Consider the following 26,818-nt stretch of genomic DNA (forward strand, 5'->3'; position numbering starts at 1 on the left):
CAGCCGAGCCTGAAGTACTGAGGGAGGAGACAACAAAAAAGCCGGTGCAAAAGCACCGGCCAATCCATCAAAACGGCTTCGTCTTAACAGAAACGTCGAAACAGTCTTCCTACAACATCTTCCGCTCGGAACAGAGCGGGTCATACCAGATCAGAACTTGACGCGCATACCGGCCAGGTAGCCCATGTCGCTATCGTCAAGGTCGGTGTTCTTGATCTCGGCAAATACGCTAACGTTGCTGTGTGCCGGAAACTTGTAGGTGACGTTGCCGTAGTACTCAACAAAGTCTTCAGCGCCGACCTTGTCATCAAAGGAGGTATCCGTCATGCCAAGGGCAAGTTCCGTATCGCTTGAGGCTGCAAAGCTGGCTGCCAGATTGTATTGTGAAGCGTTATTGTCGCTTGTTTCGATATCACTATCAGAGGAGCTGTAATCCGCGGCGAGTTCGAACATGCCAAAGTCATAGGCAGCGCTGATACCATAAGTGTCGATACCTTCACCGCCGTCACCGTCCGCCTGGTTGAATTGCTGAAAAGCAGCGCCCAGTTCCAGGCCGTTAATTTCAGTCAATGCGAACAGATCAAAGTGACTATCGTTTGCTAGGTCAGAACCCTTGGCGGCCATCTCGTAAGACGCCATCAGAGTCACTGTGTCGAAGCCAGCTTCAATGTGAATAACGTCATCACCACTGGTGGCAATTGCGTCAAAACGATCGCCTTTGGCAGCGTCCAATTCAATCGCTTTTTCAACACCGAATTCATCCGTTGCGGTGGGGCGCTTACCGAAAGAAACGGCAACGTTGTTATACGCCAGACCCAGGTAGGCTTCTTCAAGTTCAGCTTTGCCGTCGCTCTCGTTGGCCAGATCCTTGAAGCCGAAATCAATCCGGCCAAAGGCCGTTGTAGAATCGTCCAATTCGTAGGTGACATAGTTTTTAAGTTCGAGATCATCAAACTCAATGTCAGATTCCCGGTCAATGCCTGCTTTCTGGCGGAGCTGTACCTGAATATCACCGTTAACCGTATAGGTGAGCCCTGCGTCTTCATAAATAGTAGCTGCGTTGGCAGAAACAGAAGCTAGTGAAACAGCGAGAGCGAGTAATGTCTTTTTCATGTTTAAAACCCTTGAATGGATGTTTGCTTGAATCCCGGTTGCTGGAAAATTCCAGCGAAATATTGATGACTGGTTTTATCCAGTTCTTAATGTTTACCCCGGCGCTCCTGCCAGGCATCTACTGCTTAAAGCCTTGATAGACAAGTTAGATGAGGTGATTAATAAAAACGCCATAGACTGGCTTTTCTAAATATTGGCTCATCAATAATGCCTATCTTTAGCTGCTGTGGGGAACACCCTAACCGGGTTTTATGACATTCAAGTGACGGATTCTATTCATTTAACAGAAAATTGATTGCGCTGCTTATTTAATAAAAATGCAATGCAAATGAAATAAATAGGCGCTATTTTCCTGGTTTTTTTATATTTTAAGAGTTGATGCTGTCAATTTTAAATTATGCATTTTCTACAAATGCTGTTAAAAGCAGTTTCTGTCTTAGCTAACTGCTTTTTAGGCAACTTGTTTACATGGTTTTAGTATTTCAGCCAGCCACAATCTGAATGATCTCGCCGTTATGTATAACGTCGGGTGCATTGCCACATAGCTGGATGAGTAATGCCTTGATCAGGCCGCTATGAGTCACCACCAGGCAGGAAGTCGACAATTCACCAGCAATGCTTTCAAACGCCTGGTAGGCCCGTGCATTCAGGCTGCTAAGAGGTTCTACACCTGCTCCTTCCTCGCTGCGTTCGCAGCGAGGTTTACCTTCGTAAATGCCCCAGTCGCGTTCGCGCAGCAAGGCGTTTTCTTCGATGCTTAAATGCAGCACCTCGGCGACGATATCAGCCGTTTGTCGAGCACGAATCTGGGGGCTGCTGATAATCCGCCCAATCCCCAGCCCTGAAAGCTCAAAAGCGGCGTCCTGTGCCTGTTTTCTGCCCACTGCGTTCAGCGGTTCTTCTATGGAACCCTGCAACACGCCGAGGGCGTTCAGGTCGGTTTCCCCGTGACGAAGCAAATAGATATGAGCGTTGTTTGTCGGGTAGTTTGTTACGTTTGCATCTGCGCTGAGTGCGCACTGGGTGATCATGTCATCTGGTCTCTTATTGTCGTATAGCGCGCATAATTCTCAAGCGTCTCGGGGGCTCCTCTTGAGGCCACAGTGAGAATCAGCGCATTCAGTATGGCCATGGGCACCGTCAGGGTGCCGCTTTCCAGGTCGGGGCCGCGAGAGGCCACCAGAAGGAAATCAGGTGTTGGCTTCAGGGTCAGGCCTGAAAGATCGCCAATCACCAGGCTGGTTGCGTTCAGCGCTGCGGCTTTATCAAGCACCGTGTGCAATAAAGTCGGCGGCTCGCGGAGGGTGAACCCCAAGGCGATATCCTTCGAGCTGAGGCACGTCAGGCCTTCAGCAACGGCGCGTGGATTGGCATCCAGTTGCACGGTGAATTGCCCGGCACGTCTCAACCGGTGGGTGGCATGACGTGCCAGCGCTTCAGCAGTACCTTCTGCAAATATCACAATGCGTTCAGCGTTCAACAGGCCGTCGGCCGCGCTATCAAGCTCTGCCTGCTGGATGAACTGGGTCATGTTGCTCAGGGCGTCAATTTCACGTTTGACGAGATGGGCCAGTATGCCTGTCTCGGCGCTGTCGAGCAGGCTGGTTCTGACCAGGTCGTCAGTCCGCTTGGGTTGTGACAGGCCGCTGCGCATAAAGGTACGCATTTCCGGAAAGCCAGAAAAACCCAGTTTGCGAGCAAGGCGCACCAAGGCTGAACCATGGGTCTCGGCTATGGCGGCAATCCTGTTGACGCTTTCAAAAACCGCCATTTCCGGGTTATGCATCAGCACATCGACCAGCCTTTTTTCCGTGGGGGATAAGGGTTTTTGCAGCTGCTCGATACGTTTCACGAGACTTTTATCCATCGCGTTTGGGCTTCCTATTTAAAAAGACAGGCGTCGCGAGTGCAAATTAAATTGCAAATTTTTATCGAATGGAATTTTTGTAGCAGTAATGTCATTTTTCACGGCTACTCTCAATCAGTGTAACAAGCTTGATGGCTAACTTTGTGAACAGATTGAGTGAGGAGAGTGTCATGAAAAAGTGGATTGTGGGTGCTGCAATCAGTGCGCTGGGGGTTTCATCGCCATTGTTGGCCGAGGATTTTGATCAGTGGTTGCAGGATGCCCAGATGGGCGCTTACGCGCCAGAGCAGGAGAACTGGGAAGCCGTGTTGGCCGCCGCGCTGGAAGAGCCGCCGCTGCAGGTCTACATGACGTCCAGCCGAGTTAATCAGCCGATTGAAACTTTCGCTGAGATGTATCCGGAGCTGGTGGTTGAAGGTGTCAATATTCCGGCTGCCGAGATGCAGGAGCGGGTGCGCCGTGAGCGTGCGGCAGGTAACTATAATATTGGCCTGCTGCACGCTGACGCGCCGGAAACCTATCTGGCCATGTTCGCTGATGAGCTGGTGTCCTATGTGCCGCCCGAATTCAAGGACGTCATCCCTGAAAGTTCCCGCGACCCCTTGCTGGTTTACCGCTATTTGCCCACCGGGGTGACCTATAACCCATCCGTGTACCCGGATGAAGCACCGGTAACCAATATCTGGGATCTGACAACCGAAGCGTTTCGCGGCAAGGTGCTGATTGCTGATCCGCTGCAGACAGGTTCTGTACTGACCTACCTGACCTCGCTGGTAGGCATGGAAGAGGAAATGGCCGCTGCCTATGAGGCGCGTTTTGGTGAGCCGGTCGAGTTGAGTGAAGCTTCGGCGGGCTGGGAATTCATGCGCCGCCTGCTGGACAACGACCCGGTGATTGTCGGAGGAACCCGTGATGTGGCTGAGGCGATTACCAACAGTGATGAGCTTTTAGTCGGTTTCAATAATTTCAGCCGTATGCGTGAAGTACCCACCGGGCGTTACAACTTTACCTTTGTCATGGGGCTTGAGCCTTTTGATATGGTTAATTTGCCTACTCACCTGACCGTGATGGCCGGTAATCAAAGCCCCAATGCGGCCAAGCTGTTTGTGCGCCATCTGTTGAGCAACGAAGGTGGCGCCCCCTGGTTTGAAGCAGGTAACCCTCCGTCGCGTACTGACTGGACGCCGTCTGAAGAATGGGCGCAGCCGATAGTTCAGCACACCAAGGTCGCCGTTGATTACCAGCATCTGCTGGAAACCACCGATGACTTTATCGATTTCTGGACGATTAATCGTTGATGTGCGGCGCCGCGGCTGAGGACGCGGCGCTTTTCCATTCAGCACAAGATCGACACACGTTTTGCAACGGATGGCGGTTAATCACCATAAGGGTATGTCATGAGTCGAGCCTTACAGCGAATCCGGCAGCGTCTGATGCGCCCACACATTATTGTGGGTCTTATTGTATTAGCGATCCTGTCAGTGCTGGTGATAGTACCAGTGGCAGAAATCCTGTTTGAAAGTTTTCGGCTGCAGGAAAGAGACATGCGCCGCTTCCCCGGCGCTGAAGCGGGCCAATGGGTGCTGTTTTACTGGGAACGCGTCCTAGCGAGTTCATTGAGCCAGCGGATATTTTATGGCCCCTTGATCAATACCCTGATCGTGACGGTCTGCTTTACCTTTTTATCGATGCTGATTGGCGTGGCGCTTGCCTGGCTGGTGGCGCGTACCGATATACCTTTTAAAGGGCTGATATCGGCATCGGTGGTACTCCCTTACATTCTGCCTGCCTGGACAATTGCCCTGGCCTGGACAACCCTTTTTCGTACGGATTCTCAGACCCTGGGAGCCGCAGGTTTCCTGCAGACCCTGACGGGGGTGGCCGTTCCCGACTGGGTTACCTTCGGGCTTTTCCCGATCATCATGGTGATGGTGATCAACTATTATGCTTATGCCTTCCTGTTAACCACGGCAGCACTTTCATCCATGAACCGCCAGCTTGAAGAAGCCGCCATGGTACACGGTGCCAGCTTGTGGACAGTGATTCGGCGAATTAACCTGCCGTTGGTCATGCCGGCCCTGGTGTCGTCATTTGTCCTGACGTTTGCCACTGGCCTGGGCGCCTTTGGCGTGCCCTACCTGCTGGGCCTGCCAGCCGATGTGCAGGTGATGGCCACCTACCTTTACACCTCAACCACACTGGGCCGTTACGGCGATGCCTATGTGCTGACGGTGATCCTGATTGCCATGGCGGGCATTACCATTCTGCTTACATCGCGGCTGATCGGTTTACGTCAGAGCTTTGCTACCTTGACGGGAAAAGCCGGTTCCAGCCAGTTGATTCCACTGGGACGCTATCGGCGTGCCATCGGGATAGCGGTCGTCACCCTGGTGGGTATTCCGGCTTTCTTACCGCTAGGGCTAATGGCGCTGCAAAGCCTGCAGACAGGCATCGGTAACTTTACCTGGGATGGTTTTACGCTGGATTACTGGGTGGGTCAGGATGTGCGTGGCTTTGATGGTGTGTTGGTGGATGGCCGTATGCTTAAGGCGATCTGGAACACCTTCTTTATCAGCTTTGCAGTGGGCATTATTTCGGTACTGGCGGCCTTTGCATCAGGCTACGCCGTGGCCAAGGGGCGCGGTTCACGCATGGCCAACCTGATTGAGCAGGTTGCCTTTGTGCCCTATCTGGTGCCGGGTGTAGCACTAGGGGCTGTTTTCCTCGCCATGTTTGCAGGCCCCATTGGCCCGCTGCCAAGCCTGTATGGCACCACAACCTTGTTGATTCTGGCCTGTTTTGTTGCCCAGTTGCCTTTTGCTGTGCGCTCGGGCACCACCGCCATGATGCAGATTGCCGGTGAGTTGGAGGAAGCTGGCGCCATGCATACCCGTTCATGGCTGACCATTGCACGACGCATCCTGATACCGCTGGCCAAACGCGGTTTGCTGGTTGCCTTTGTGCTGACCTTTATCTCAACGGCCAAAGAACTCAATCTGGTCATCATGTTGGTAACACCCAACACTGAAATGCTTTCAACCGTTGCGATTGGCTTTATGGATCTTGCCATGGAGCAGTTTGCCAATGCTATCGCCCTGATTCTGGTGGTCATCACGCTCCTCGGCGCGCTGGTTGCAAAAGTCTTTACCCGTGAGCGTAAATAAGGAAATCTCATGCCAACTATCACACTTTCACAGGTCGAAAAGCGTTTTGGGCAGGATGTGGCTGTCGCGCCCATGGATATCACTATTGCCGAAGGGGAGTTCTTCTCGCTGGTAGGCCCTTCAGGGTGCGGCAAGACCACCACCATGCGGATGGTCGGTGGCCTGGAAACGCCCAGCTCAGGAAAAATCAGCATTGGTGATAGCGATGTGTTTGATGCCTCAGCAGGCATTATGACACCACCTGCCACCCGGGGCGTTGGTATGGTGTTCCAGTCCTATGCGCTGTGGCCACATATGACGGTTCGCGCCAACGTCGGGTTTGGCCTGGAGGTAAGAGGGATCAAGGGGGCGAAGGCCACTGAGAAAATAGCAGCGACATTGGAACAGCTGCAGATCGGCCATCTGGCTGACCGCTACCCAGGGGAGCTTTCCGGAGGGCAGCAGCAGCGCGTTGCCCTGGCGCGAGAATTGACCGTTGGCGCCAGGATACTCCTGCTCGACGAACCCTTATCAAACCTGGATGCCAAGCTGCGCATGGAAATGCGTGTAGAGCTCAAGCGCTTGCATGCTGAAAGCGGCGCCACCTTTATTTACGTGACCCACGACCAGATGGAGGCGTTGACCCTGTCCACCCGTATGGCGGTGATGCACGAAGGGGTGGTGCAGCAGATTGGTACGCCGCGTGAAATCTATGAAGCCCCGGTGAATCTTTTTGTGGCTGAATTCTTAAGCATTAATCGCTTGAATGTTATGCACGGTGAGATCAGCAAGGAAGTCGTCGCGGTGACATCGGGTGAGATTCCTTTCAACCCTACTGACAATACCCAGGAAGGCATGAGGGTCAAGGTTGGTCTGCGCCCGGATGATCTGCGTCTCAAGGGCTCTGGGGGTATTCCCTGCACGGTTGATGTCAGTTTTGTAGCCGGTTCCATGACCCTGACCACCGTGCTGACAGCGGATGGCGACAAGCTTCTGGTGGTTGAGCCGTATCGGCATGAAATGTTACCGGGTGCCAAGGCTCACGTTATCTGCGATCCGGCATCGGTACTGCTGTTTGATGCTGTCAGTGAGGCCCGGGTCAGCTGACCTGGCTGCTTGACCTGATGGTGGATTTCGGTTTCGATGAGGATTGTTATCTCATTGTTTCAGGAGTCTGGCATGCAACACACTGTACTTGTTACGGGTGCAAACCGAGGCGTCGGCCTGGCGCTGGCCGAGCAGTATCACAAAGCTGGCTGGCGGGTGATTGGCGCCTGCCGTGAGTCGTCTGATGACTTGCAGGCGGTGGCCGATAAAGTAATCGACAAGATTGATGTCACCCAGGTAGACAGTGTCGCAGCCCTGGCCAAGGCGCTGGACGGCGAAACCCTGGATCTGTTGATCAATAATGCCGGGCTTTTACAGGATGAATCCCTGGGCAGCATCGATTTCGACAGTATCCGCACCCAGATGGAAATCAACGCCTATGCGCCGCTGCGCGTATGCGAGGCTTTGCTACCGTACCTGAAAAGCGGCAGCAAGATTGCCAATATCACCAGCCGCATGGGCTCGATTGCGGATAACGACTCCGGTGGCCGCTACGGTTACCGGGCCTCCAAGGCAGCGCTCAATGCCTTTGGTAAATCCCTGGCGATGGATTTGAAACCGCAGGGTATTGCCGTGGCGCAATTGCATCCGGGCTATGTGAAAACCCGGATGGTCAATTTTGGCGGGGTAATCTCACCTGAAGAAGCCGCCGCAGGTATCGTGGCGCGTATTGATGCCCTGACCCTCGATAACACTGGCGGCTTCTGGCATTCCAATGGTGAGCAATTGCCCTGGTAATCTGCCTGGGTAAACTGTTCAGTCGCCGGTGCGTTTGCCGCTGGCGCTATTGAACGGATGTATCGCCTCACGGGTGATATGGAAGGTCAGGGTGTCCCCCTCGCTGACCGGCGGCTGGCCAGAGGTGCGAATCACAATGGGCTGCTCGCTATCGGCTAGCTGCACATAGAGATGGCTTTCCGCCCCGGCGGCTTCAAACAGGACCAGCGTCGCCTCCACCGTAAAGTGGGGACTATCGGGAGCGTGCAACAGCATATCGTCGGGACGGATGCCGACAATGTCGGTGTTGTCCGGCAGGTCGTGCAGCAGCGCCCCGGAACCTTGCCCGTGCAGGTAGTTCAGCGCCAGCATGTTCATCGCCGGTGAACCGATAAACCCGGCCACGAACATGCTGGCCGGGCGGGCGTAGATCTCCATCGGCGTGCCGACCTGCTCGATCTGCCCACCATTGAGGACGACCAGACGGTCACCAAGAGTCATGGCTTCCAGCTGGTCGTGGGTGACGTACAGGCTGGTGGTTTTCAGGCGGCGCTGCAGCTGCTTGATTTCTACCCGCATCTGCACGCGGAGCTTGGCATCCAGGTTGGAAAGCGGTTCATCAAACAGAAAGGCTGCCGGGTCGCGTACCAGGGCGCGACCCATGGCCACCCGCTGGCGCTGGCCGCCGGACAGCTGGCGCGGCTTGCGCTGCAGGAAGTCGGTAATTTCCAGCATCTTGGCGGCGGTCTGCACGCGCTCCTCGATCTGCTCCTTGTTGAACTTGCGGTTTTTCAACCCGTAAGCCAGGTTGTTATACACCGTCATATGCGGATAGAGCGCATAGTTCTGGAACACCATGGCGATATCGCGCTCGGCGGGTTCCAGGTTATTGACCACTCGGTCGCCGATTTTCAGGGTACCGTCGGTAATGCTTTCAAGGCCCGCCACCATCCGCAGCAGGGTGGATTTACCGCAGCCCGAGGGGCCGACCAGCACCACAAATTCACCGTCCTCAATGGCAAGATCAATGCCTTTTACGGCATCAACATTGCCGCTGTAGGTTTTTTTAAGCCCTTCCAAAGTAATACTGGCCATGGTTATTTCTCCGTCTCGGTCAGGCCTTTCACAAACAGGCGTTGCATAAACAGGATCACCAGCACCGGGGGCAGCGCCGCGAGCACCACGGCGGCCATGATCAGGTGCCACTGGGGATTTTCCTCGGAGGTCATGCGCTGAATGCCCATCACGATGGTGTAGTAATCCGGGTCAGTGGTGATCAGCAGCGGCCACAGGTACTGGTTCCAGCCGTAGATAAACATGATCACAAACAGAGCCGCGATATTGGTGATGGATAGCGGCATCAGGATGTCCTTGAAAAACTTCAAGGGGCCTGCGCCATCCACCCGGGCGGCTTCGAGCATTTCTTCCGGAACCGTCATAAAGAACTGGCGGAACAGGAAGGTGGCGGTGGCCGAGGCAATCAGCGGAATCGACAGCCCGGCAAAGCTGTTCAGCATGCTGAGATCCGCCACCACCTGATAGGTAGGAATAATGCGCACTTCCACGGGCAGCATTAAGGTAATAAAGATCAGCCAGAAAAAGAACATCCGAAAGCGAAAACGGAAATACACAATCGCAAAGGCGGAGAGCAGCGAAATGCTCAGCTTGCCGATGGTAATGGCCATGGCCATCACAAAGCTGTTCCACAGCATCTGGCCCGCCGGTGGCGCGCCAGCCCGGGAAAGCCCGGTACTCCACATGGCCTTGTAGTTTTCCCAGCCGTGGGAGCCAGGCAGCATCGGCAGGCTGCCGCGCAGCAGGTCACCGGGCGCCTGGGTGGAGGCGACGATGGCGATATACACAGGAAATACTACCAGCGCCACACCGCCGATCAGCATCAGGTGGGCAAAGAAATTGGCCCAAGGGCGGTTCTCAACCATGGTGGCGCTCCTGTGGGATAAAAGATGGAATTGTCGGGGTTGGCAGCATCAGTAATTCACCCTGCGTTCAATAAAGCGGAACTGGACAATTGTCAGCGCGACCACGATGGCCATCAGAATCACCGACTGCGCGGCGGATGAGCCCAGGTTCAGGCCGACAAAACCATCGGAATAGACCTTGTAGACCAGGGTGTTGGTTGCCTGGGAGGGCCCGCCTTCGGTGGTGGCATGGATGATCCCGAAGGTATCGAACATGGCGTACACCACGTTAACCACCATCAAAAAGAAGGTCGTGGGGGTCAGCAGCGGGAAAACGATGGTCCAGAAGCGTTTGATCGGGCTGGCGCCATCAATGGCCGCCGCTTCAATCAGGGATTGCGGGATGGACTGTAAACCGGCGAGGAAGAACAGGAAATTATAGGAAATCTGCTTCCAGGCGGCGGCAAACACGACCAGCATCATGGCATCTGCCCCTGAGGTGCGGTGATTCCAGTCATAGCCGACCACATTCAGCACATAGGGAATCACCCCAATCGAGGGGTGAAAGATAAACCACCACAAGACCCCGGCAATGGCTGGTGCAATCGCATAGGGCCAGACCAAGAGCGTGGTGTAGGTGCTGCGTGAGCGAATCATGCGGTTAACCGTGCTGGCCAGCAACAGGGCCACCGACATGGAAAGCAGGGTGGTGCCAATCGCAAACACCGCCGTCACCGACAGTGAGTTGAGGTAGGCGCCATCACGGAACAGGCGGGCAAAGTTTTCCAGGCCAACAAAGGTGCTGCGCAGCCCAAAGGCATCTTCACGCAGCAGCGATTGATACATGGCCTGGCCAGCCGGCCAGATAAAGAAAATCAGCGTAATGATGACCTGAGGCGCCAGCAGGGCATAGGGCAGCCAGTGGCCGGGAAACGTCATGCGTTTGGTTTGCATGGGCGACTCTTTTTTATTACGGCGCGTTTTATGACGGGGTCGGCACGCGTACATCGCGCCTGATCGTCAGCGGGGTGGATGAAAACAGCAAAACCACCGCCCGGCCAGCGGCCAGACGGTGGTTCAGTTAACGACGCTTACTGGTTGGCGGCTTCGAAGTCGCGTAGCAGGGCATTGCCCCGCTCTACCGCATCAGTGGCGGCTTCCTGGCCGGTCTTGTCGCCGCTCATCACCGCTTCCATCTCTTCGGAGATGATGTCGCGGATCTGCACGAAGTTACCAAAACGCAGCCCTTTAGAGTTTTCCGTTGGCTCGTTCAGGGTCATCTGCTTGAGCGAAATATCGGCGCCAGGGTTTTCGGTGTAATAGCCCTGCTCTTCACTCAGATCCCAGGCGGCCTGGGTGATCGGCAGGTAGCCGGTCTGCTGGTGCCACTCAGCCTGGACTTCCGGCTGGGAGAGGTAGTCGAAGAAGGCCGCAACACCAGCATATTCTTCATCCGTATGGCCCTGCAGGGTCCACAGGGTCGCACCGCCGATAATCGAGTTCTGCGGGGCGCCTTCTATGTCGTCGTAGTAGGGCTGCATGCCGAAGCCGACTTCAAACTCGGCGTTGGCAGCCACATCCGCACGGGAGGCGGAAGAGCCAAAGAAGATCGCGCAGTCTTCAGAGTAGAACATCGGCTCGGCATCCGGGCCGGAACCTGGGCCACCCCATTGGAAGGCGCCTGCATCTTCCCAGGCTTTGAGGTTATCCCAGTGGCGGGCGACGTGCTCGTTGTCGAAGACAAATTCGGTTTCAATACCACCAAAGCCGTTTTCGAGGGTGCCCAGCGGCAGGTTATGCCAGGCAGAGAAGTTTTCCAGCATCACCCAACTTGGCCATGAGGTGGTAAAACCACAGGAGGCGGCGCCAGATTCCATCAGCTGAATGCTTGCGTCTTCCATTTCCTGCCAGGTGGTGGGCGGCTGGTCAGGGTCGAGGCCAGCGGCTTCGAACATGTCTTTGTTGTAGTACATGATCGGCGTGGAAGAGTTGAACGGGAAGGACAGCATATTGCCGTCAGTATCCGTGTAATAGCCGACAACAGCGGGCAGGAAGGCACTCTGGTCAAAGCCACGGCCGTGATCTTCCATCAGTTGATAGGTCGGGTAGATGGCGCCTTCGGCGTTCATCATGGTGCCGGTGCCGACTTCGAATACCTGCAGGATGTGCGGCTGCTCGCCAGCACGGAAGGCGGCGATAGCGCCGGTCATGGTTTCTGTGTAGTTGCCGCGATAGCTGGGCACCACGCGGTAATCATCCTGGGACGCATTGAACTCCTCGGTCATGCCTTCGAGGATTTCACCTAGCTGGCCACCCATGGCGTGCCACCAGGTGACTTCGGTGGCGGCCTGGGCGGAAAAGCTCAGGCTGGCACTCATGACGCCCAGCGCGAGGGCGTGAAACTTGAAGCGTGACATGACGTCTCCTTTTATACCGCGTGCTATTTTTTTGGTTTGGGTTATCTAGAAACATTAATTATTGTAGATGACACTTTCATGAATACCAGATGAACAGCGCATGACGCCAGTGCTGTGATAAATATCATCTCAACATTGGCGCCTACCGTCTGGCCGTGTAGTCTCATGAGTAGTGGCGTGATGCTTGGCATACAAGAGAAGGTGAGTGATGCAAGAGGCAATAGATCTACTCGGACGTCTGGTGGCGTTCGACACCACATCCAGTGAGTCCAACCTGGCGCTGATCGAGTTTGTGGAAGGTTATCTGGCAGGCTACGGGGTGGAAAGCGAACGGGTAATGAGCCCGTGCGGCCAGAAAGCCAACCTGATTGCCCGCATCGGGCCGGATGCCCCTGGCGGTGTCATGCTCTCAGGCCATACCGATGTGGTGCCGATAACCGGTCAGCCCTGGTCCAGTGACCCTTTCACCCTGCGTGATGGCGGTGACGGCCGCCTTTACGGGCGTGGCACCTGTGACATGAAAGGCTTTATTGCCTGCGCGCTGGCCATGGTGCCGGAGTGGTCTCGGGCAGCGCTTGAGCAGCCGATCTATTTCGGCTTTTCCTATGATGAGGAAATCGGCTGTGTCGGTGCGCCGGATCTTATCCGCCGCTTCCATACCCACTACTCCACCACCGCCCATGTCATCGTGGGTGAACCCACCAGTATGCAGCCCGTGGTGGCCCAGAAAGGCGCGTCCAATCTGCGTACCACGGTGACAGGCCGTGAAGCTCACAGCAGCCAAGTCAACCAGGGGACATCCGCGATTCATGTGGCGGCTAGGCTGGTCACCTTTATTGAAGATACCATGGCGGCACTGATTGATGAGGGCCGCGTTGATGACGCCTTTAATGTGCCGCATACCAGCCTCCACGTAGGTAAGATCAAGGGCGGCACGGCGATCAATATCATGGCCCGGGAGTGTCAGTTCGAGTGGGAGATTCGCCATTTACCAACCGACACTTTTGACGAGATCTTTGCCCGCTTCGAGGCCTACTGCCAGACATTGACAGCAGAACTGCATGCCAGGGGCAAGCAGCTATCTATTGACACTCAAGCCTTGAATACCACGGTGCCGGGCCTGGCTGATCATGATAACGACCGGGTTCTGCGCCTGGCCAACGCCCATCTGCCTGAGGCTTGCTGCCAGCATGCGGTGGCCTACGCCACTGAAGCAGGGCAGTTCCAACAGGTGGGTTTGCAGACCATCATCCTCGGCCCCGGCAGTATTGCCCAGGCCCATCAACCGGATGAATATATTGATAAAAGTGAGCTGGAGGCCTGCGTGGCTTTTATGCGCCGTATGGGCAGTGCGTTGGAAACACCCTATCGGGATGGGTGAAAAAGCAGGGGCTGAATGACAGCCACAAAAAAACCCCACACGCATTAGCGGGTGGGGCCTTGCACCATGTAGCTTTCAGCTTTAAAGACGCGGCGTTTAATGACAACTTACGCTAAAGGCGGGTTAGAAGCCTTGTACGGAAGGTTGCTCATCGTAAAGTTCCGCCTTCGCATGGCGCATGATATCTTCACACGCTTGCTGGTGGGCCAGCTGGGTTAACAGCTGCTGAGTCACTTCAAACCCTTTACCCAGACAAGTATCCACTTCATCCTGGCTGACCGCCGGGGTTACGTTGTACGCTACTTTCAGCGTACGGCCACCGCTATCCAGCCAGTCAGCCATGCCCCGCAGTCGCCATGCCACTTTCTCTTTCCAGTTTGCCGATTCTTCCGCGCCTTCGTTTACGCTAAACGTGCACTGCCATTCCGGTTTAAAGACCTTCATAGGAGAACCTCCATTGCTTGTTGGAAAGATGATCGATCGTGATGCTTACTCCGTGTGATATTCTTGCGCATCCACTATACCGAATTATCGGTGAATACCGAAACAAAACATCTGTTACGCAGGCAAAGGGTTAAAGAAAGCTAGCCATGACACCTTCCTCACCGCTCAACTGCCCTTGCGGTAGCACTCGCCCACTGGCTGACTGCTGCCAGCCCTATCATCAGGGCAAGCTGTTTCCGGCAACGCCAGAAGCCTTGATGCGCTCGCGTTACAGCGCCTTTGCGCTATTGCTGACGGACTATCTGTTGGCTACCTGGCATACCAGTACCCGGCCAATGTACCTGGCGCCCGATCTGAAGACTGACTGGAAAGCCCTGTCTATCCTTGATGCCCCGGTGCCCCAGGGCCACCACGGCAGGGTGCATTTTCAGGCCTTCTTTCGTGAGCGGAACCGCTGGCAGGTGCTGGAAGAAACCTCACGCTTTGTGTTTGAAGACGAGCGCTGGTGGTATCTGGACGGCACGCCGAGCATTGAGCGTCTAAAGCCGGGCCGCAATGATCCCTGCCTGTGTGGCAGTGGGCGGAAAATCAAACAATGCTGCGGTGACTAGTTAATCGTCATGCTATCCGAAACGCATCAGGGCGAACCTGAAATGCCGCCTACCAGTACCGATGGCCAGTGGTATCTTTACCTGCTGGAGTGTCGCCGGGGCACCTATATCGGCATTACCAACAATCTGGCAAAACGTTATCAGGCCCACTGCGACGGGAAGGGTGCCCGCTATACCCGCGCCAACCCGCCGCTGGCACTGCTCGGCGCGCAGCCATTCGACGACCGCGCCGCTGCCAGCCGCGCAGAGTACCAGCTGAAACAGAAGTCACCCGCGCAAAAGCGCCAATGGGCAGCGGAGTGGCCAGCGGCCGTGGGGTAACGACCGTGGCGTTGGGGGTTGGGAATTAGCGCTGGGTGTCCAGGTGCTTGCTCAGGAAGTGTTGGGTGCGTTCCTGCTGTGGGGTGCTGAATAGCATGCTGGGAGGGCCTTCCTCGACCACCACGCCGCCGTCCATAAACATCGCCCAGTCGGAAACATCGCGGGCAAAGGCCATTTCGTGGGTTACGATCAGCATGGTCATATGCTCTTCGGCCAGGCCACGCATCACGCGGTTGACCTCTTCCACCAGCTCCGGGTCGAGCGCCGAGGTGGCCTCGTCGAACAGCATGACCTTAGGCTGCATGGCCAATGCGCGGGCAATCGCCACCCGCTGCTTCTGGCCGCCGGACAGCCGCGAAGGAAACACATCCGCCTTGTCTGCCAGGCCCACCCGATCCAGCAGCTCCATCCCTAACTGGTTGGCTTGTTTGGTGGCCATACCCTTGAGCTTGCGCGGGGCCAGGGTGACATTGTCGAGGGTCGACAGGTGAGGGAAGAGGTTAAAGTGCTGGAACACCATGCCCATGTTCTGGCGGATATGGTTGATATGGCGTTCAAAGGCCAGGCCCTGGAGATCCGGGCGGTTGACCTGAGCGCCATCCAGCAGAATATCGCCGTCATCAATCACTTCCAGGTGATTGACCGAGCGTAGCAAGGTACTTTTGCCCGAACCGGATGGCCCGATGATCGAGACGATCTTGCCGCGTTCGACGGTCAGGTTGATGCCCTTGAGAACTTCAAGGTCGCCAAAGCGCTTGTGCACATTGCGCATTTCGACCATGGGTGTATCAGTGGAAGGTGAGGTGCTCATAAAGTGTCCAGTCAGAGGTTATTCCAGTTGTTTTTTCAGACCGCTGCCTTGCTGGCCGCTTCAGCGGCGATAGGCGGTGCGCCGTTCGAACCATGCCTGGCCCAGCTCCATGGCAATATTGAGCAGGTAATAGATGACGGCAATGGCAATAAAGAATTCGAATGGCCGGAAAGTCACGCTGATCGCATACTGGGAGGCATACACCAACTCGGCCACGCCGATGGCGGATAACACTGAGGTGTCCTTGACCATCAGGATCATATTGTTGCCCAGCTGCGGCACAGAACGGATAAACGCCTGGGGAACAATGATGTAGACGATGGTTCGCCAGTGGCCAAAGCCCAGCGAACGTGAGGCCTCATACTGGCCGTCGGATACCGATGAAATAGTGGCGGTGAAAATATCGGCGTTATAGGCCATATAGTGAAAACCAAGCCCCAGGATGCCGACCACAATCGCCGGAATCAGGATCAAATCACCCAGGCCGAAATAGAGAAAATACAGCTGCAGCAGAAGCGGCGTGGTCATGAACAGCCAGATAAAGAAGCGCAGCGGCCAGCTGACCACCTTATTGGTATACAGAGTGATGACCGCAATCACCAGGCCACCCACAATGGAAAAAAACGCAACGGTGACGGCGATCATCAGCATAACGCCAATGCCGCTTAGCAAGGTCGGGAAATAGGTAATAACAGGCGTAAAATCAAACTGCATCGGGGCGCTCTCCTAACGGGTACGGTATCGACCGGCCAGCGTTTAATGGGTTGGGTTAGCGGGTCTGGTAGCGCGTGGCGCGCCGAAAGGCCAGCTCCATCATGCCCATCACGGCGTAGACGATGACGATGTACATCAAGGCGCTGAGTGTGAAGATCTCCAGCGGCTTGTAGGTAGAGCCGATCAGACGCTGGGCCTGATAGGTAAGCTCGACCACAGAGATAATCGATACCAGTGAGGAATTCTTGACCAGCACAATGGCCAGAACCCCCACCGAACGGATCATTAGCCCGGCTGCCTGAGGCAGGACAACAAACAGCAGGGTGCGCAGCTTGCCAAACCCGAGTGAGCGCGCCGCTTCATTCTGGCCACTGTCGACGGACTCGATAGCCCCGCGAATCGCCTCACTCATATAGGCGCCGATGTTGAAGGCACCGACGACAACCCCGCAGGTGAAGGGGTCAAGCCGCAACCCAATGCTGGGGCCACCGTAAAACACCAGCAGCAGCTGAACAAAATAGGGCGTGCCGCGCACCACGCTGATATAGCTGCGTGCCAGCCAGCGCAGCGGACGTATGCGAGCGGTGCGCAGAAACACCAACCCACAGGCGATGAAAAACCCGAAGAAGATGGCACGGGCCGAGATGTCGATCGTGACCCCGGCTGCCTGTATCAGCAGCGGCGTGATCTCGACCATCAGGTTGAAGTCCATGAAGTTACCTTGTTGTCGTTTTGTGTTGAGGTAATCAGGTAATGATGATGGGTACTCAGGTATCAACGCAGTAGAAACCACTGATCTGTCGATCAGCCAGCCGGGCAGCTCAACGTTGTAAACTGCCCGGCCACAGGGTTACTCGATGTTGGCGCCTTCGCCGATCCACTTATCAACAATCGCCTGATAAGTGCCGTCTTCCTTGATGTCGGCCAGTGCCACGTTCAATGCGGCAAGCAGCTCAGGGTTGTCCTTTTGAATCGAAATGGCGGCAGGCCAGCGCGGCAGCTCGCCCACATCAATCATCTTGATATCCCGCTCGCTCTCCTGCATGGCAACCAGTACCGGCACATCGTCGGCGATCATGACGTCAATGCGGCCTGAGTTCAGCGCACTCATGATGTCAGGCAGGCCCTGGAACGTCTGGTTACGCCACTTGCCGTCACCGTTTTCCACTGCCCACTGGTTACCGGTCTCACCCAGCGTCGAGCCGACCCGCTTACCTTCGAAATCGTCAATGCTGCTGATGTCGTTGGTCTCTTCCTGCACCCAGATGGACAGGCCAGAGCTGTAGTAGGGGTCGGTAAAGTCGAGCACTTCCTGACGCTCTTCGGTGATGCTCATGCTGCAGATACAGGCATCAAAGCGCCCGCCGACCATGGCGGCAATAATGCCGTTCCAGGGCGATGACTGAACGTTGACCTCAACGCCCATTTTCTCGGCCAGTGCTTGTGCAATATCAACGTCAAAGCCAACCAGCTCGCCCTGGGTGTTAACAAAACTGAACGGCGGGTAGGCACCGGAGTTCACCACCTGAAAGACGTCGTCGCGAATTTCTTCCAGGTCACGAGCGTGGCTGGGCATAGCGAGTACGGCAGTCGCTCCCATCACGGCAATGGCAGTGGTGAAAGTCTTGGAAAAGCCTTGGGTAAAGTTTCTCATGATAAAGTTCCTTGTCATTATTATTGCCTGTTGATCCGTGGGGAGATAACCCTCAAGGGTGGCACGGTTCAGGTGGCATGCATTGCATGGTTGATGAGTGAATACTTGGGTCAATTATGATGCGCTTGCAAGGTTGTCTTGCACCTTGATGATGCATTTCTCCTTTGTTGAGGGCGAACCCGATCTGCCGATACAAATCCTGCGCCTTGATAGAAAATGATAAGGCATAACTTTGCAATTTCTATGCCAGCATATCAGTGATTAACGTTGACCGTCTGGTGCTTTGGCTTGGCCTATCGTTATTAATTATTAACGGACAACGGTGACCGTACATTCTGCCTGGCGCACCACGTTCAATGCCGTTGAGCCCATAAACTGCTCTGTAAACCCAGGGCGCTTGGATGAAATCACAATACAGTCAATGTGATGGCGTTTGGCAAATTTCACTACCTGATGGGCGGCATTCCCTTCGACGATATGAATATCGTAGTCATGAGCACCGACATTGCGCTGAATACCTTCGCGGATGCGCTGGGCGGTGGTTTCACGGTAATCGCTCGGCAGTGAGGGTGCTATATAAGGCGGAATACGCTCCATGACAGAAATGATCTGCAGAGTGCTGTCTTCGTCGGCCAGCTTGCGGGCAACCTCAATTTTCTGCCTGATAGTGGAGTTGTTGTCGGCTGCTGTCGTGATCAGAATATTCTTGTACACCTTGTAGCCCTCCGTTGGATAGTGGGAAGGGCGGCCACTGCCGCCCTTGGCTCTGGTTGTAGCTTAATGCTGAGCGCTCTGCGGCGCTGGCTCTGAGCCAGTATCCGGCTGATTATCAAGGCCTGATTGGCTGTAGGTGTTAACGTCGTTACGCTCGCCTTCCCGCCAGATAAAGATGTTGAACAGGCCATAGAGAATGGCGATGATCGGCGTGATGATTGCCAAAAACGTCCAGCCCATATAATCCCATGCGGAAACGTCCAGCACGCCCATGTAATAGGCGCCACCCAGCCCCCAGGGCACCAGGGGTGAAGTGACGGTTGCCGAGTCTTCACAGGTGCGGGAGCATACCGAGGGCAGAATTTTCAGCTTGCGGTAGGCGGGTACAAACATGCGCCCCGGAATGATGATGGCAATATACTGGCTGGCCGAGAACAGGTTAGTGGCCAGCGACGAGAAAACGTGTGTGACGATCAACCCACGTGAATTGCTCACCAGTTTGCCCATTTTTTCCAGGATAACTTCCAGCATACGGGTTTTTTCCAGCAAACCGCCCAGGCTCAAGCCGATGAAGCCCAGTGAGATGGTCCACATCATGCTTTGCAGGCCTCCGCGGCTGAGCAGTTCATCCACCGCTTCCACGCCGGTTTCCGAGACATAGCCGTAGTTCATGTAGTTCATCATGTCGCCTAGCGCAACGCCCTGGTTGGCCACGGCAAGGCCCGCACCCAGCAGGCTGCCGATCACCATCACCGCCAGCGCATTAATGCGCCGATAGGCCAGTACCACAACCACCAGTGGCGGAATAAAGGTTAACAGCCCAACCGAAAAATTCTCCCGAATACCGGCCAAAAGTTCAGCGGTGCGAGAGATATCTGCGCCTTCACCATCAAACTGCATGCCGATGAAAAAGAACAGAATAATGGTAATGATCAGCGCAGGGCCGGTGGTGTAGAACATCGAACGGATGTGATCAAACAGGTTGGCTTCGGCCACCCCGGCGGCCAGGTTGGTTGAGTCTGATACCGGTGAAATCTTGTCACCAAAGATCGCCCCGGAAATCACCGCCCCGGCGGTCATCGCCGGAGAAATGCCCAGCCCGCTGCCGATGCCGATAAAGGCCACGCCAAAGGTGGCGGCGGTGGTCCATGAACTGCCAGTCACCAGTGAGGCAACGGCGCAGACAATCACCGCAGTGAACAGGAAATACGAGGGGTTGATCAGCTGCAGGCCGTAATAGACCAGGGATGGAATGGTCCCTGAGGCGATCCAGCTGGCCACCAGAATCCCGACCATCATCAGAATCAGCATCGGCAGCATGGCAATTTCGCAGCCATACAGGATGCCTTTCTGGATATCCTGCCAATTGAAGCCGGAAGCCAACGCGACGATGGCGCAGACCACGATGGCAAAAATCAGTGAAATATGCGTTACCCAGTCTTCACCGAGGATAAAAATCTGCGCAAACATCATGAAGCACAGAAACCCGATAACGGTAATTGCGCCCAGAAATGAAGGGCGCTTATGGGTGTCTTGCGTGGTTGTTGACATTGTTATTCCCCCTGCAAGGAGTCAAGCGTTGGTAGCGTAACGTTGTTCTCGTAACGTTATTCTCGTAGATTCGGCGGCAGTCAGCAGCGTTCCAGAATGATGGCGATGCCCTGACCACCGCCGATGCAAGCCGCCGCACAGCCGTAACGCTGTTGGCGATGCTGCAGCAGGCGGCCAAGGGTGCCTGCTAGGCGAATGCCAGTCGCACCTAACGGATGCCCGAGTGCCATGGCGCCGCCCCAGATATTGACGTTTTCGGGGTCAATCGAAAGCTTACCCATGGCATCCAGCGGCACAGCCGCAAAGGCCTCGTTGATTTCCCATACGCTGATATCGTCAGGCGTTAGCTGGGCCTGTTTCAGGGCGCGCTGGATAGCGGCGGCAGCACCGGCCCCCATTTCTTCCGGCTTGACGCCGCAGTCGGCAATCGCCACAACCCGCGCCAAGGGGGTCACCCCATGCTGGTGCAGGGCAGGCTCTGACATCAAAAGCGTGGCGGCGGCGCCTGAGGTCAGCGGTGAGCTGTTGCCTGCGGTGACCATGCCGCCTTGCATGAAGACCGGATCCAGCCCCGCTAAACGCTCGGCGCTGGTATCGGCGCGAATGTTGCTGTCCACACTGATTGGCTCACCGGCTGCGTTGCTCAGGGTCAAACGTTCGCCAGCGAAGTGGCCCGCTGCATCGGCGCTCGCCGCCCGCTGGTGGGAACTGAGGGCAAGGGCGTCCATGGCAGCACGGGAAATGCCCGCTGACGTGGCGAGTCGCTCAGCGGTCAGGCCCATATTGAGCACCACGTCCAGCGCGAGCCAGTCAGCCTGTTGCAGCGCGTCAGGGCTAGTCAAAATGCCTTCCTTGAACAGAGCCGGGCCCATGGGCACACGGGTCATGTTTTCCACGCCACCGGCCATACCCACTTCAACGGCACCGGCCTGAATCTCCCGCGCGGTGTTGCGCAGGGCAGCAAGGCCGGAGCCACACTGCTGATCAATCTGCCGGGTGGCGCACGCCTGGCCTTTGGGGCCTAGGCGTGCGGCTAGCCACAGCGGGTAGCGGCCACCAAAGCTCCATTGTTCTTTCACTGGTAGGGCGCAGCCAATACTCAGGTCTTCCACCGCTGCGCCATCAACATCGCTGCGCGCCAGTAAGCCATCCAGAACGCTGGCCAGCAGGGCATCGCTGCGGGTGTCGGCCCAGGCATCCACCTCGGGTTTGCGGGGGTGGGCGCGACTGAAGGCACTGCGTGCATAGTCAGCCAGGTAGACGTTTCTCATTAGTTGCTCTCCTGCTGTTCAGCCATCTTTGCCCAGCGATGGATAAACAAGGCATAGGTGGTCATTACATGGCGGATTGAGTCGATCTCCACGCACTCATCCACACCGTGAATGCGCTGGGCAACAGGGCCGTAGCAGGTACCGTTGATATTGCCGGATACGTGGAAGGCGCGCAGGTCGGTGGTGCAGGTGGAGATATAATGGCCGGGAGGGGCGCCAATCAGCGCTTCGTGGCATTCCGAGAGTAGCTGGATGCCCGGGGTGTCGAGATCAACCACATGCCCTTCAGAGCGAAAACCGTGGAAGCTCACCTGGGGCGCCGGGGTGGCGTCATCAAGCTCAGCGTGGCGGGCCTGCAGGGTATCGCGAACCCGCTGCATGGCCTCTTCCGGCGACATGCCGGGCGGGAAGCCAACGCGGCCTTCCAGAATGGCGTGGGCCGGCACGCTGGAAGCCCAGTTGCCTGCATCTACCCGGCCAATGCTCAGGTTGAAGGGGTGAGGGTGGTCGGCATAAAGCTCAGGCCGCGCCAGGCTGTTCATTTCCGCTTCCAGAACCTTCAGCGCGGGCAGGTAGTCCTGCAGGGCTTCAATGGCATTGCGCCCGGCGGAAGGGTCAAGCACGTGGGCGGGTACGCCATCCAGGCGCATCCGGAACCACAGCACACCTACCTGGCCTGCATAGATCTGAGCGCCGAACGGCTCTGGTATCAGCACGAAATCGCCGCTGTAGCCTTGGTGCAGGCAAGCCAGAGCGCCGTTGCCGGTACACTCTTCCTCAATCACGGTTTGCAGGGTAAGCGGGAAATTGATCTCGACGCCTGCCTGGCGCACCGCCTCAACCGCCATCACCATGGCGGCAATACCGGCTTTCATGTCGCCGGCGCCGCGGCCATACAGCCAGCCATCTTTTTGCCAGGGCTCCCAGGGCGGGCGGGTCCACATATCGGTGGGTTCGGCGGGCACCACATCGAGATGGCCGTTAAACACCAGGTGCGGCCCTGGCGCACCGGGGTTGAGGTCTGAAATCACATTGTAGCGCCCAGTGCTGGGCCACTCGGCAGGCGCTCGATGAGGATGCTCCGCAAAGCCCGGGGCATCCAGCGGGACCCGGGTGACCGGCAGGCCCAGGCGCTCAAGGTGGCGTTCCATGGTATCCAGCGCGCCCTGTTCCTGGCCGATCACACTGTAGCCGCGCACCAAATCACTGGTTAGCGTTACAGTGTCGTCCATCAGCGCGTTGCAGCAGGCAATAATGCGTTGTTCGGTAGCATCAAGCATCAGAATCTCCCTAAACGTGATTCATCAATCAGCAGGGTGGCGTCGGTGGCATCGCGCAGCGCCGCAACGCTCAGCCCTTCAGCAATTTCCACCACCTCAAGCCCCTGTGGAGTCACGTCCATCACGGCTTTTTCGGTGATAATGCGCGACACACAGCGGCTGGCCGTCAGGGGTAGCTGGCAGCGGGTCAGAATCTTGGGGTTGCCGTGCTTGTCGTTATGCGAACACAGCACCACCAGTCGGGCGACTTTCTGGGCCAGCTCCATGGCGCCGCCAATCCCTGGTGAGAACTTGCCGGGAATTTTCCAATTGGCCAGGTTGCCTTCCTGATCGACTTCGAAGGCGCCCATAAAGGTAACGTCCACGCGGCTGCGGCGGATCATCGCAAAGGAGGTGGCGCTGTCGAACACGCTGGCTCCCGGGCGAGTAGTGATATACGCGCCGCCGGAGTCAATCATATCGATATCCGGTGCTTCGCCCTCGTGGCGTGGGCGGCAGCCGAGTACGCCGTTTTCAGAGTGCACCAGCACATTGATATCGTCAGGTAGAAAGTGGAACAGGCGGGTGGGCAGCCCGATGCCCAGGTTGACGATCTGGCCGTCGATGACTTCACGGGTGGCGCGGGTCAACATGCGTTGCTGATCAGAGGTCATGAGGGCGAACTCCTTGCTGGCTGGACGCGCGGTCGACCTGCACCACCTGGCTGACAAAGGCACAGGGCGTGTGAATGGTGTCGATGGGCAAGTCGCCGGGTTCGGTGATGCGGTAGGTTTGCGCGATCACCCGGTCGGCCGCCATGGCCATCAGAGGATTGAAGTTGCTGGCGGTGGCGCGATAGATGAGGTTGCCGTAGCGGTCAGCCCGCTCGGCATGTACCAGGGCAAAATCTGCCTGAAGCGCCGGTTCGATGGCCCAGGTTGCGCCTTCGATAGTGACCTCATGGCGCCCTTCGGCAATTTCCGTTCCCATCCCGATATCGGTGAGAAAGCCGCCGTGGCCAACGCCTGCACAGCGGATTTTTTCCGCCAATAGCCCCTGCGGGTGAAAGGTGACTTCCATCTGGCCAGTATTCATCGCTTCGATAGCCGTCCGGTTCAGGCCGAGATGCGAGGTGATCAGGCGTTTGACCCGGCCCGCTTCAATCAGCTTGCCAATCCCGATGCCGGGCTCGTTGGCATCGTTTTTGATCAGCGTCAGGTTGCCCTGACCGGATGCCAGCAGGGCATCAAGCAGCGCAAAGGGCGTGCCCGGCGAGCCAAAGCCACCGACCATGACGGTGGCGCCATCAGGAATCTCGGCAATGGCCGCGTCAATCTCACAGACCTTGTGGTTAAGCAGCGTCATGGTGTTCAGCTCTCCCTGGTGGGTTGTGTGTTCAGGTCAGGCGACGGCGTAAGCGCTTGGTCAAAACGCGCCATGGCACGTGCCAGACGTTCCAGCAGGGTGTCCACTTCCTCGGCTTGAATGGTCAGCGGCGGGCAGACCAGGAAATGGTCACCGGCCAGGCCATCCAGGCTGCGGCGCGGGTAGATCAGCAGCCCTTCCTGTTTGGCCAAGGCGGTGATCTGGGCAAAGCGGTTCTGCTCTGCGGGGAAGGGCTTGCGCGATGCGCCATCGGCGATCAGTTCGACGCCCCATAACAGGCCAGCGCCGCGTACATGACCGACCCAGTCATAGTGCTTGGCAAGCGCACGCAGCCCGGCTTCCAGCTGCGCGCCGCGGGCCTGGGTGTTGTCCAGCAGGTGTTCGCGCTTGATGGCGTCGATGACGGCCAGGCCAGTGGCACAGGAAAGCGGGTTGCCCGCATAAGTATGGCCGTGCTGGAAGCCGCCGCTGGCCATCACTGTTTCGACGATGTCAGTGCGGGCCAGCATGGCGCCAATCGGGTAGTAGCCCGCGCCCAGGCCTTTGGCGGTGACCAGAATGTCCGGCACCACGTCATAATGCTGGCAGGCAAACCAGGCGCCGGTACGGCCCACTCCGGTAAGCACTTCATCAGCAATCAGCAGGCAACCGAACTCATCGCACAGGGCGCGAATGCCTTGCAGATAGCGCTTGCCCAATAGCCGCGCGCCGGTGCTGGCACCACCTATTGGTTCGAGGATAAAGCCAATCAGCGATTCCGGCCCGGCGGCTTGCATGGCAGCGCGGGTTTCTGCCAGGAGGCGATCTACATGGGTGTCGTCATCGCTATCCTGATGGCGGAAGAAATCCGGCCCTGGCACTTTGATGGAAGCGTGGGTCATGCTGGTGAAAGGGGCTTCCAGCGGTTGATAGCCGGTCATGCCCAGTGCCCCCATGGTGCTGCCATGGTAAGAAGGGCGCAGTGAGACAAAGCGCTGGCGTTGGGGCTGGCCGAGTGCAAAGAAGTATTGGCGTGCCAGCTTGAGGGCAGACTCCACCGCCTCGGAGCCACTGGAAACAAAGAATATCTTGCCCAGCTCGCCGTCAAACAGCTCAACCAGCTGTTGGCCAAGGGCTTCGGCGGGCGCGCTTTCAAACTGGGTGCGGTAAGTGAAGGCCACCTTGTCCATCTGGGCGAGCATGGCATTACGAATGTCCTGGCGCCCGTGGCCAAGGTTGCAGGAAATGGCCCCGGAGCAGCCATCCAGATAATCTTTGCCCTGGGTGTCCCAGAGCATGACGCCATCAGCGTGGCTGACTTCCGGCAGGGCAGGGCCTGTCTGGTAGAACAGCGGAGAGTTGGTCATCAAGGTGTCCGTTTATCGTTGTGGTCATTGTTTGCTGCTATCAGCACTAACGTAAAAATAACGTTGTGCTTGCAGTCTAGGTAGTCTTGGCGGAATATTTCAATATATGATCGTTTTTTGATTTTCAATGAGTAAAAGTCATGCCTGAAGTTACGATTAACTCCTTGAAAGCATTGGCAACCTTTAAAACGCTGTTTGAGGTGGGGAGTGCCTCGGGTACCGCGCGGCTATTGGGAATTACTCAGTCAGGGGTCAGCCGCTCGCTGGGTCAGCTGGAGGAAAATCTTGGTATTCAGCTCTTTCTGCGCGAAAAGAATCGCCTGATTGCCACCCCGGAAGCGCGGGAGCTGTACGATGAAATTCTGCGTCTGATGGGCAATATTGAAGAGCTGCGCCACAGCGTGCTGGCGTTGAAGGAGTTTGGTACCTCGCGCTTACGGATTGCGGCGATTCCTGGGCTTAGCTTTGGTTTTGTACCCCGGCTGGTAGCGATGCTACTGGCGGAAAATAGCCATGTCAGCGTCAGCCTGGATATGATGTCCAGCCACGATGTGCAAAGTGCCGTGGAGTCGAGCCATGCAGATATCGGCTTTATTACCTTGCCTGCGACCTCACCGCAGCTTTATAGCGAAACGCTGCTGACCACTGAGGCCGTTTGTCTGGTGCCGGAAACGCACCTGCTTGCGGAGCGGCAGGTAGTGGATGTCAAGGAACTGCGTGACCAGCATCTGGTGATCAGCAACCAGCCCAGTATCAGCACCAACCCACTGTTGGAACTGGTGACCGCACATGGGGTGAGAATCGCTGGCAAGACCGAAGCCAATATCGGCACCATTGCCTCTCTGGTGGCCAACAATGTAGGTATTGCCGTGATCAACCCAATCACCGCCAATGACCAGTTAAACCATCAGGATAAAGTCACTATCCTGCCGTTTACACCGCGTATCTCATTCAGCTTTGGTCTGGTGTACCGCGCTGAATGGCAGCAGTCCAAGGTGCTGGCTTTCTTGCGCAAGAGCGCTGAAACCTTGCTGACAGAAGGTTATGCGGTAAAGAGTAGCGCCTGAATCTG

The 26,818-nt window shown here is 56.5% G+C and carries 27 protein-coding genes; 8 read left to right on the forward strand and 19 right to left on the reverse strand.

The window, feature by feature from the left end; genetic code table 11:
- Nucleotides 1–150: 150 nt before the first annotated feature.
- From OR573_02050 to OR573_02060, 3 genes are all read right to left on the reverse strand, one after another.
- Entirely contained in the window at nt 151–1,113 is a 963-nt protein-coding gene (locus tag OR573_02050) for a porin (protein XGA80466.1), read from the reverse strand.
- 482 nt (nt 1,114–1,595) lie between these two features.
- Nucleotides 1,596–2,144, reverse strand: a complete 549-nt coding sequence (locus tag OR573_02055) for a histidine phosphatase family protein (protein XGA80467.1) — start codon at nt 2,142–2,144, stop codon at nt 1,596–1,598.
- On the reverse strand, nt 2,141–2,980 hold the full coding sequence (locus tag OR573_02060) for a MurR/RpiR family transcriptional regulator (protein ID XGA80468.1): 840 nt from the start codon (nt 2,978–2,980) through the stop codon (nt 2,141–2,143). Before OR573_02060 ends, OR573_02055 begins: the two co-directional genes overlap by 4 nt.
- A 170-nt stretch (nt 2,981–3,150) precedes the next feature.
- Between OR573_02060 and OR573_02065 the strand changes: the two genes are divergently transcribed.
- The 4 genes from OR573_02065 (at nt 3,151) to OR573_02080 (ending at nt 7,968) form a co-directional block, all read left to right on the forward strand.
- The gene (locus OR573_02065; GenBank protein XGA80469.1) at nt 3,151–4,278 is read left to right on the forward strand and encodes an extracellular solute-binding protein; all 1,128 of its coding nucleotides are present in this window, start codon (nt 3,151–3,153) and stop codon (nt 4,276–4,278) included.
- Between the two features lie 99 nt (nt 4,279–4,377).
- Nucleotides 4,378–6,144 (forward strand): iron ABC transporter permease, encoded by a 1,767-nt coding sequence (locus OR573_02070; protein XGA80470.1) that lies wholly within the window; start codon nt 4,378–4,380, stop codon nt 6,142–6,144.
- A 9-nt stretch (nt 6,145–6,153) separates the two neighbouring features.
- The gene (locus tag OR573_02075) at nt 6,154–7,230 is read left to right on the forward strand and encodes an ABC transporter ATP-binding protein (protein ID XGA80471.1); all 1,077 of its coding nucleotides are present in this window, start codon (nt 6,154–6,156) and stop codon (nt 7,228–7,230) included.
- A 72-nt stretch (nt 7,231–7,302) separates the two neighbouring features.
- Nucleotides 7,303–7,968 (forward strand): SDR family oxidoreductase, encoded by a 666-nt coding sequence (locus OR573_02080; protein XGA80472.1) that lies wholly within the window; start codon nt 7,303–7,305, stop codon nt 7,966–7,968.
- 18 nt (nt 7,969–7,986) lie between these two features.
- Here the strand turns inward: OR573_02080 and OR573_02085 are convergent, their stop codons facing one another.
- From OR573_02085 to ugpB, 4 genes are all read right to left on the reverse strand, one after another.
- Complete coding sequence (locus OR573_02085; protein ID XGA80473.1) at nt 7,987–9,042, reverse strand: sn-glycerol-3-phosphate import ATP-binding protein UgpC; 1,056 nt, start codon at nt 9,040–9,042, stop codon at nt 7,987–7,989.
- A 2-nt stretch (nt 9,043–9,044) separates the two neighbouring features.
- Nucleotides 9,045–9,887, reverse strand: a complete 843-nt coding sequence (gene ugpE / locus OR573_02090; GenBank protein XGA80474.1) for a sn-glycerol-3-phosphate ABC transporter permease UgpE — start codon at nt 9,885–9,887, stop codon at nt 9,045–9,047.
- A 48-nt stretch (nt 9,888–9,935) separates the two neighbouring features.
- Nucleotides 9,936–10,820 (reverse strand): sn-glycerol-3-phosphate ABC transporter permease UgpA, encoded by an 885-nt coding sequence (gene ugpA / locus OR573_02095; protein XGA80475.1) that lies wholly within the window; start codon nt 10,818–10,820, stop codon nt 9,936–9,938.
- A gap of 137 nt (nt 10,821–10,957) precedes the next feature.
- On the reverse strand, nt 10,958–12,283 hold the full coding sequence (gene ugpB, locus OR573_02100; protein XGA80476.1) for a sn-glycerol-3-phosphate ABC transporter substrate-binding protein UgpB: 1,326 nt from the start codon (nt 12,281–12,283) through the stop codon (nt 10,958–10,960).
- Between the two features lie 208 nt (nt 12,284–12,491).
- On the opposite strand from ugpB, the gene argE reads away from it, so the two are divergent.
- Nucleotides 12,492–13,664, forward strand: a complete 1,173-nt coding sequence (gene argE, locus OR573_02105; GenBank protein ID XGA80477.1) for an acetylornithine deacetylase — start codon at nt 12,492–12,494, stop codon at nt 13,662–13,664.
- A 123-nt stretch (nt 13,665–13,787) separates the two neighbouring features.
- On the opposite strand, the gene OR573_02110 is transcribed toward argE, so the two are convergent.
- Nucleotides 13,788–14,108, reverse strand: a complete 321-nt coding sequence (locus tag OR573_02110; protein XGA80478.1) for a hypothetical protein — start codon at nt 14,106–14,108, stop codon at nt 13,788–13,790.
- A 146-nt stretch (nt 14,109–14,254) separates the two neighbouring features.
- Between OR573_02110 and OR573_02115 the strand changes: the two genes are divergently transcribed.
- Both OR573_02115 and OR573_02120 read left to right on the forward strand, forming a co-directional pair.
- On the forward strand, nt 14,255–14,719 hold the full coding sequence (locus OR573_02115; protein ID XGA80479.1) for a YchJ family protein: 465 nt from the start codon (nt 14,255–14,257) through the stop codon (nt 14,717–14,719).
- A 9-nt stretch (nt 14,720–14,728) separates the two neighbouring features.
- The gene (locus OR573_02120; protein XGA80480.1) at nt 14,729–15,040 is read left to right on the forward strand and encodes a GIY-YIG nuclease family protein; all 312 of its coding nucleotides are present in this window, start codon (nt 14,729–14,731) and stop codon (nt 15,038–15,040) included.
- Between the two features lie 25 nt (nt 15,041–15,065).
- On the opposite strand, the gene OR573_02125 is transcribed toward OR573_02120, so the two are convergent.
- The 11 genes from OR573_02125 to OR573_02175 form a co-directional block, all read right to left on the reverse strand.
- Complete coding sequence (locus OR573_02125; GenBank protein ID XGA81644.1) at nt 15,066–15,821, reverse strand: amino acid ABC transporter ATP-binding protein; 756 nt, start codon at nt 15,819–15,821, stop codon at nt 15,066–15,068.
- Between the two features lie 90 nt (nt 15,822–15,911).
- A complete protein-coding gene (locus tag OR573_02130) occupies nt 15,912–16,565 on the reverse strand; it encodes an amino acid ABC transporter permease (GenBank protein XGA80481.1) in 654 nt (217 codons plus the stop codon).
- Nucleotides 16,566–16,620: 55 nt separating this feature from the next.
- Nucleotides 16,621–17,277 carry an amino acid ABC transporter permease gene (locus OR573_02135; protein ID XGA80482.1) on the reverse strand — a complete coding sequence of 219 codons (657 nt, stop codon included), beginning with the start codon at nt 17,275–17,277 and terminating at the stop codon, nt 16,621–16,623.
- A 138-nt stretch (nt 17,278–17,415) separates the two neighbouring features.
- Nucleotides 17,416–18,219 carry a transporter substrate-binding domain-containing protein gene (locus tag OR573_02140; protein XGA80483.1) on the reverse strand — a complete coding sequence of 268 codons (804 nt, stop codon included), beginning with the start codon at nt 18,217–18,219 and terminating at the stop codon, nt 17,416–17,418.
- Nucleotides 18,220–18,528: 309 nt separating this feature from the next.
- A complete protein-coding gene (locus OR573_02145; protein XGA80484.1) occupies nt 18,529–18,933 on the reverse strand; it encodes a universal stress protein in 405 nt (134 codons plus the stop codon).
- Between the two features lie 63 nt (nt 18,934–18,996).
- Entirely contained in the window at nt 18,997–20,484 is a 1,488-nt protein-coding gene (gene nhaC / locus OR573_02150) for a Na+/H+ antiporter NhaC (protein XGA80485.1), read from the reverse strand.
- An 80-nt stretch (nt 20,485–20,564) separates the two neighbouring features.
- Nucleotides 20,565–21,755: an acetyl-CoA C-acyltransferase gene (locus OR573_02155; protein ID XGA80486.1), complete on the reverse strand. Its 1,191-nt coding sequence runs from the start codon at nt 21,753–21,755 to the stop codon at nt 20,565–20,567.
- Nucleotides 21,755–23,035 carry an ArgE/DapE family deacylase gene (locus tag OR573_02160; protein XGA80487.1) on the reverse strand — a complete coding sequence of 427 codons (1,281 nt, stop codon included), beginning with the start codon at nt 23,033–23,035 and terminating at the stop codon, nt 21,755–21,757. Before OR573_02160 ends, OR573_02155 begins: the two co-directional genes overlap by 1 nt.
- Nucleotides 23,035–23,688 (reverse strand): 3-oxoacid CoA-transferase subunit B, encoded by a 654-nt coding sequence (locus tag OR573_02165; GenBank protein ID XGA80488.1) that lies wholly within the window; start codon nt 23,686–23,688, stop codon nt 23,035–23,037. The genes OR573_02160 and OR573_02165 overlap by 1 nt, the downstream gene beginning before the upstream one ends.
- Entirely contained in the window at nt 23,678–24,379 is a 702-nt protein-coding gene (locus OR573_02170; protein ID XGA80489.1) for a CoA transferase subunit A, read from the reverse strand. Before OR573_02170 ends, OR573_02165 begins: the two co-directional genes overlap by 11 nt.
- A 5-nt stretch (nt 24,380–24,384) precedes the next feature.
- The gene (locus OR573_02175) at nt 24,385–25,746 is read right to left on the reverse strand and encodes an aspartate aminotransferase family protein (protein XGA80490.1); all 1,362 of its coding nucleotides are present in this window, start codon (nt 25,744–25,746) and stop codon (nt 24,385–24,387) included.
- 140 nt (nt 25,747–25,886) lie between these two features.
- Here OR573_02175 and OR573_02180 point away from each other — a divergent pair, with 140 nt between their 5' ends.
- A complete protein-coding gene (locus tag OR573_02180) occupies nt 25,887–26,813 on the forward strand; it encodes a LysR family transcriptional regulator (protein XGA80491.1) in 927 nt (308 codons plus the stop codon).
- Nucleotides 26,814–26,818 lie beyond the last annotated feature (5 nt).

It is taken from the genome of Halomonas sp. CH40, assembly GCA_041875495.1.
GTDB lineage: Bacteria > Pseudomonadota > Gammaproteobacteria > Pseudomonadales > Halomonadaceae > Vreelandella.

Coding starts and splice junctions, on each gene's coding strand:
- OR573_02050 (XGA80466.1), bottom strand. CDS start 1,113: ATGAAAAAGACATTACTCGCTCTCGCTGTTTCACTAGCTTCTGTTTCT.
- OR573_02055 (XGA80467.1), bottom strand. CDS start 2,144: ATGATCACCCAGTGCGCACTCAGCGCAGATGCAAACGTAACAAACTAC.
- OR573_02060 (XGA80468.1), bottom strand. CDS start 2,980: ATGGATAAAAGTCTCGTGAAACGTATCGAGCAGCTGCAAAAACCCTTA.
- OR573_02065 (XGA80469.1), top strand. CDS start 3,151: ATGAAAAAGTGGATTGTGGGTGCTGCAATCAGTGCGCTGGGGGTTTCA.
- OR573_02070 (XGA80470.1), top strand. CDS start 4,378: ATGAGTCGAGCCTTACAGCGAATCCGGCAGCGTCTGATGCGCCCACAC.
- OR573_02075 (XGA80471.1), top strand. CDS start 6,154: ATGCCAACTATCACACTTTCACAGGTCGAAAAGCGTTTTGGGCAGGAT.
- OR573_02080 (XGA80472.1), top strand. CDS start 7,303: ATGCAACACACTGTACTTGTTACGGGTGCAAACCGAGGCGTCGGCCTG.
- OR573_02085 (XGA80473.1), bottom strand. CDS start 9,042: ATGGCCAGTATTACTTTGGAAGGGCTTAAAAAAACCTACAGCGGCAAT.
- ugpE (XGA80474.1), bottom strand. CDS start 9,887: ATGGTTGAGAACCGCCCTTGGGCCAATTTCTTTGCCCACCTGATGCTG.
- ugpA (XGA80475.1), bottom strand. CDS start 10,820: ATGCAAACCAAACGCATGACGTTTCCCGGCCACTGGCTGCCCTATGCC.
- ugpB (XGA80476.1), bottom strand. CDS start 12,283: ATGTCACGCTTCAAGTTTCACGCCCTCGCGCTGGGCGTCATGAGTGCC.
- argE (XGA80477.1), top strand. CDS start 12,492: ATGCAAGAGGCAATAGATCTACTCGGACGTCTGGTGGCGTTCGACACC.
- OR573_02110 (XGA80478.1), bottom strand. CDS start 14,108: ATGAAGGTCTTTAAACCGGAATGGCAGTGCACGTTTAGCGTAAACGAA.
- OR573_02115 (XGA80479.1), top strand. CDS start 14,255: ATGACACCTTCCTCACCGCTCAACTGCCCTTGCGGTAGCACTCGCCCA.
- OR573_02120 (XGA80480.1), top strand. CDS start 14,729: ATGCTATCCGAAACGCATCAGGGCGAACCTGAAATGCCGCCTACCAGT.
- OR573_02125 (XGA81644.1), bottom strand. CDS start 15,821: ATGGTCGAAATGCGCAATGTGCACAAGCGCTTTGGCGACCTTGAAGTT.
- OR573_02130 (XGA80481.1), bottom strand. CDS start 16,565: ATGCAGTTTGATTTTACGCCTGTTATTACCTATTTCCCGACCTTGCTA.
- OR573_02135 (XGA80482.1), bottom strand. CDS start 17,277: ATGGACTTCAACCTGATGGTCGAGATCACGCCGCTGCTGATACAGGCA.
- OR573_02140 (XGA80483.1), bottom strand. CDS start 18,219: ATGAGAAACTTTACCCAAGGCTTTTCCAAGACTTTCACCACTGCCATT.
- nhaC (XGA80485.1), bottom strand. CDS start 20,484: ATGTCAACAACCACGCAAGACACCCATAAGCGCCCTTCATTTCTGGGC.
- OR573_02155 (XGA80486.1), bottom strand. CDS start 21,755: ATGAGAAACGTCTACCTGGCTGACTATGCACGCAGTGCCTTCAGTCGC.
- OR573_02160 (XGA80487.1), bottom strand. CDS start 23,035: ATGCTTGATGCTACCGAACAACGCATTATTGCCTGCTGCAACGCGCTG.
- OR573_02165 (XGA80488.1), bottom strand. CDS start 23,688: ATGACCTCTGATCAGCAACGCATGTTGACCCGCGCCACCCGTGAAGTC.
- OR573_02170 (XGA80489.1), bottom strand. CDS start 24,379: ATGACGCTGCTTAACCACAAGGTCTGTGAGATTGACGCGGCCATTGCC.
- OR573_02175 (XGA80490.1), bottom strand. CDS start 25,746: ATGACCAACTCTCCGCTGTTCTACCAGACAGGCCCTGCCCTGCCGGAA.
- OR573_02180 (XGA80491.1), top strand. CDS start 25,887: ATGCCTGAAGTTACGATTAACTCCTTGAAAGCATTGGCAACCTTTAAA.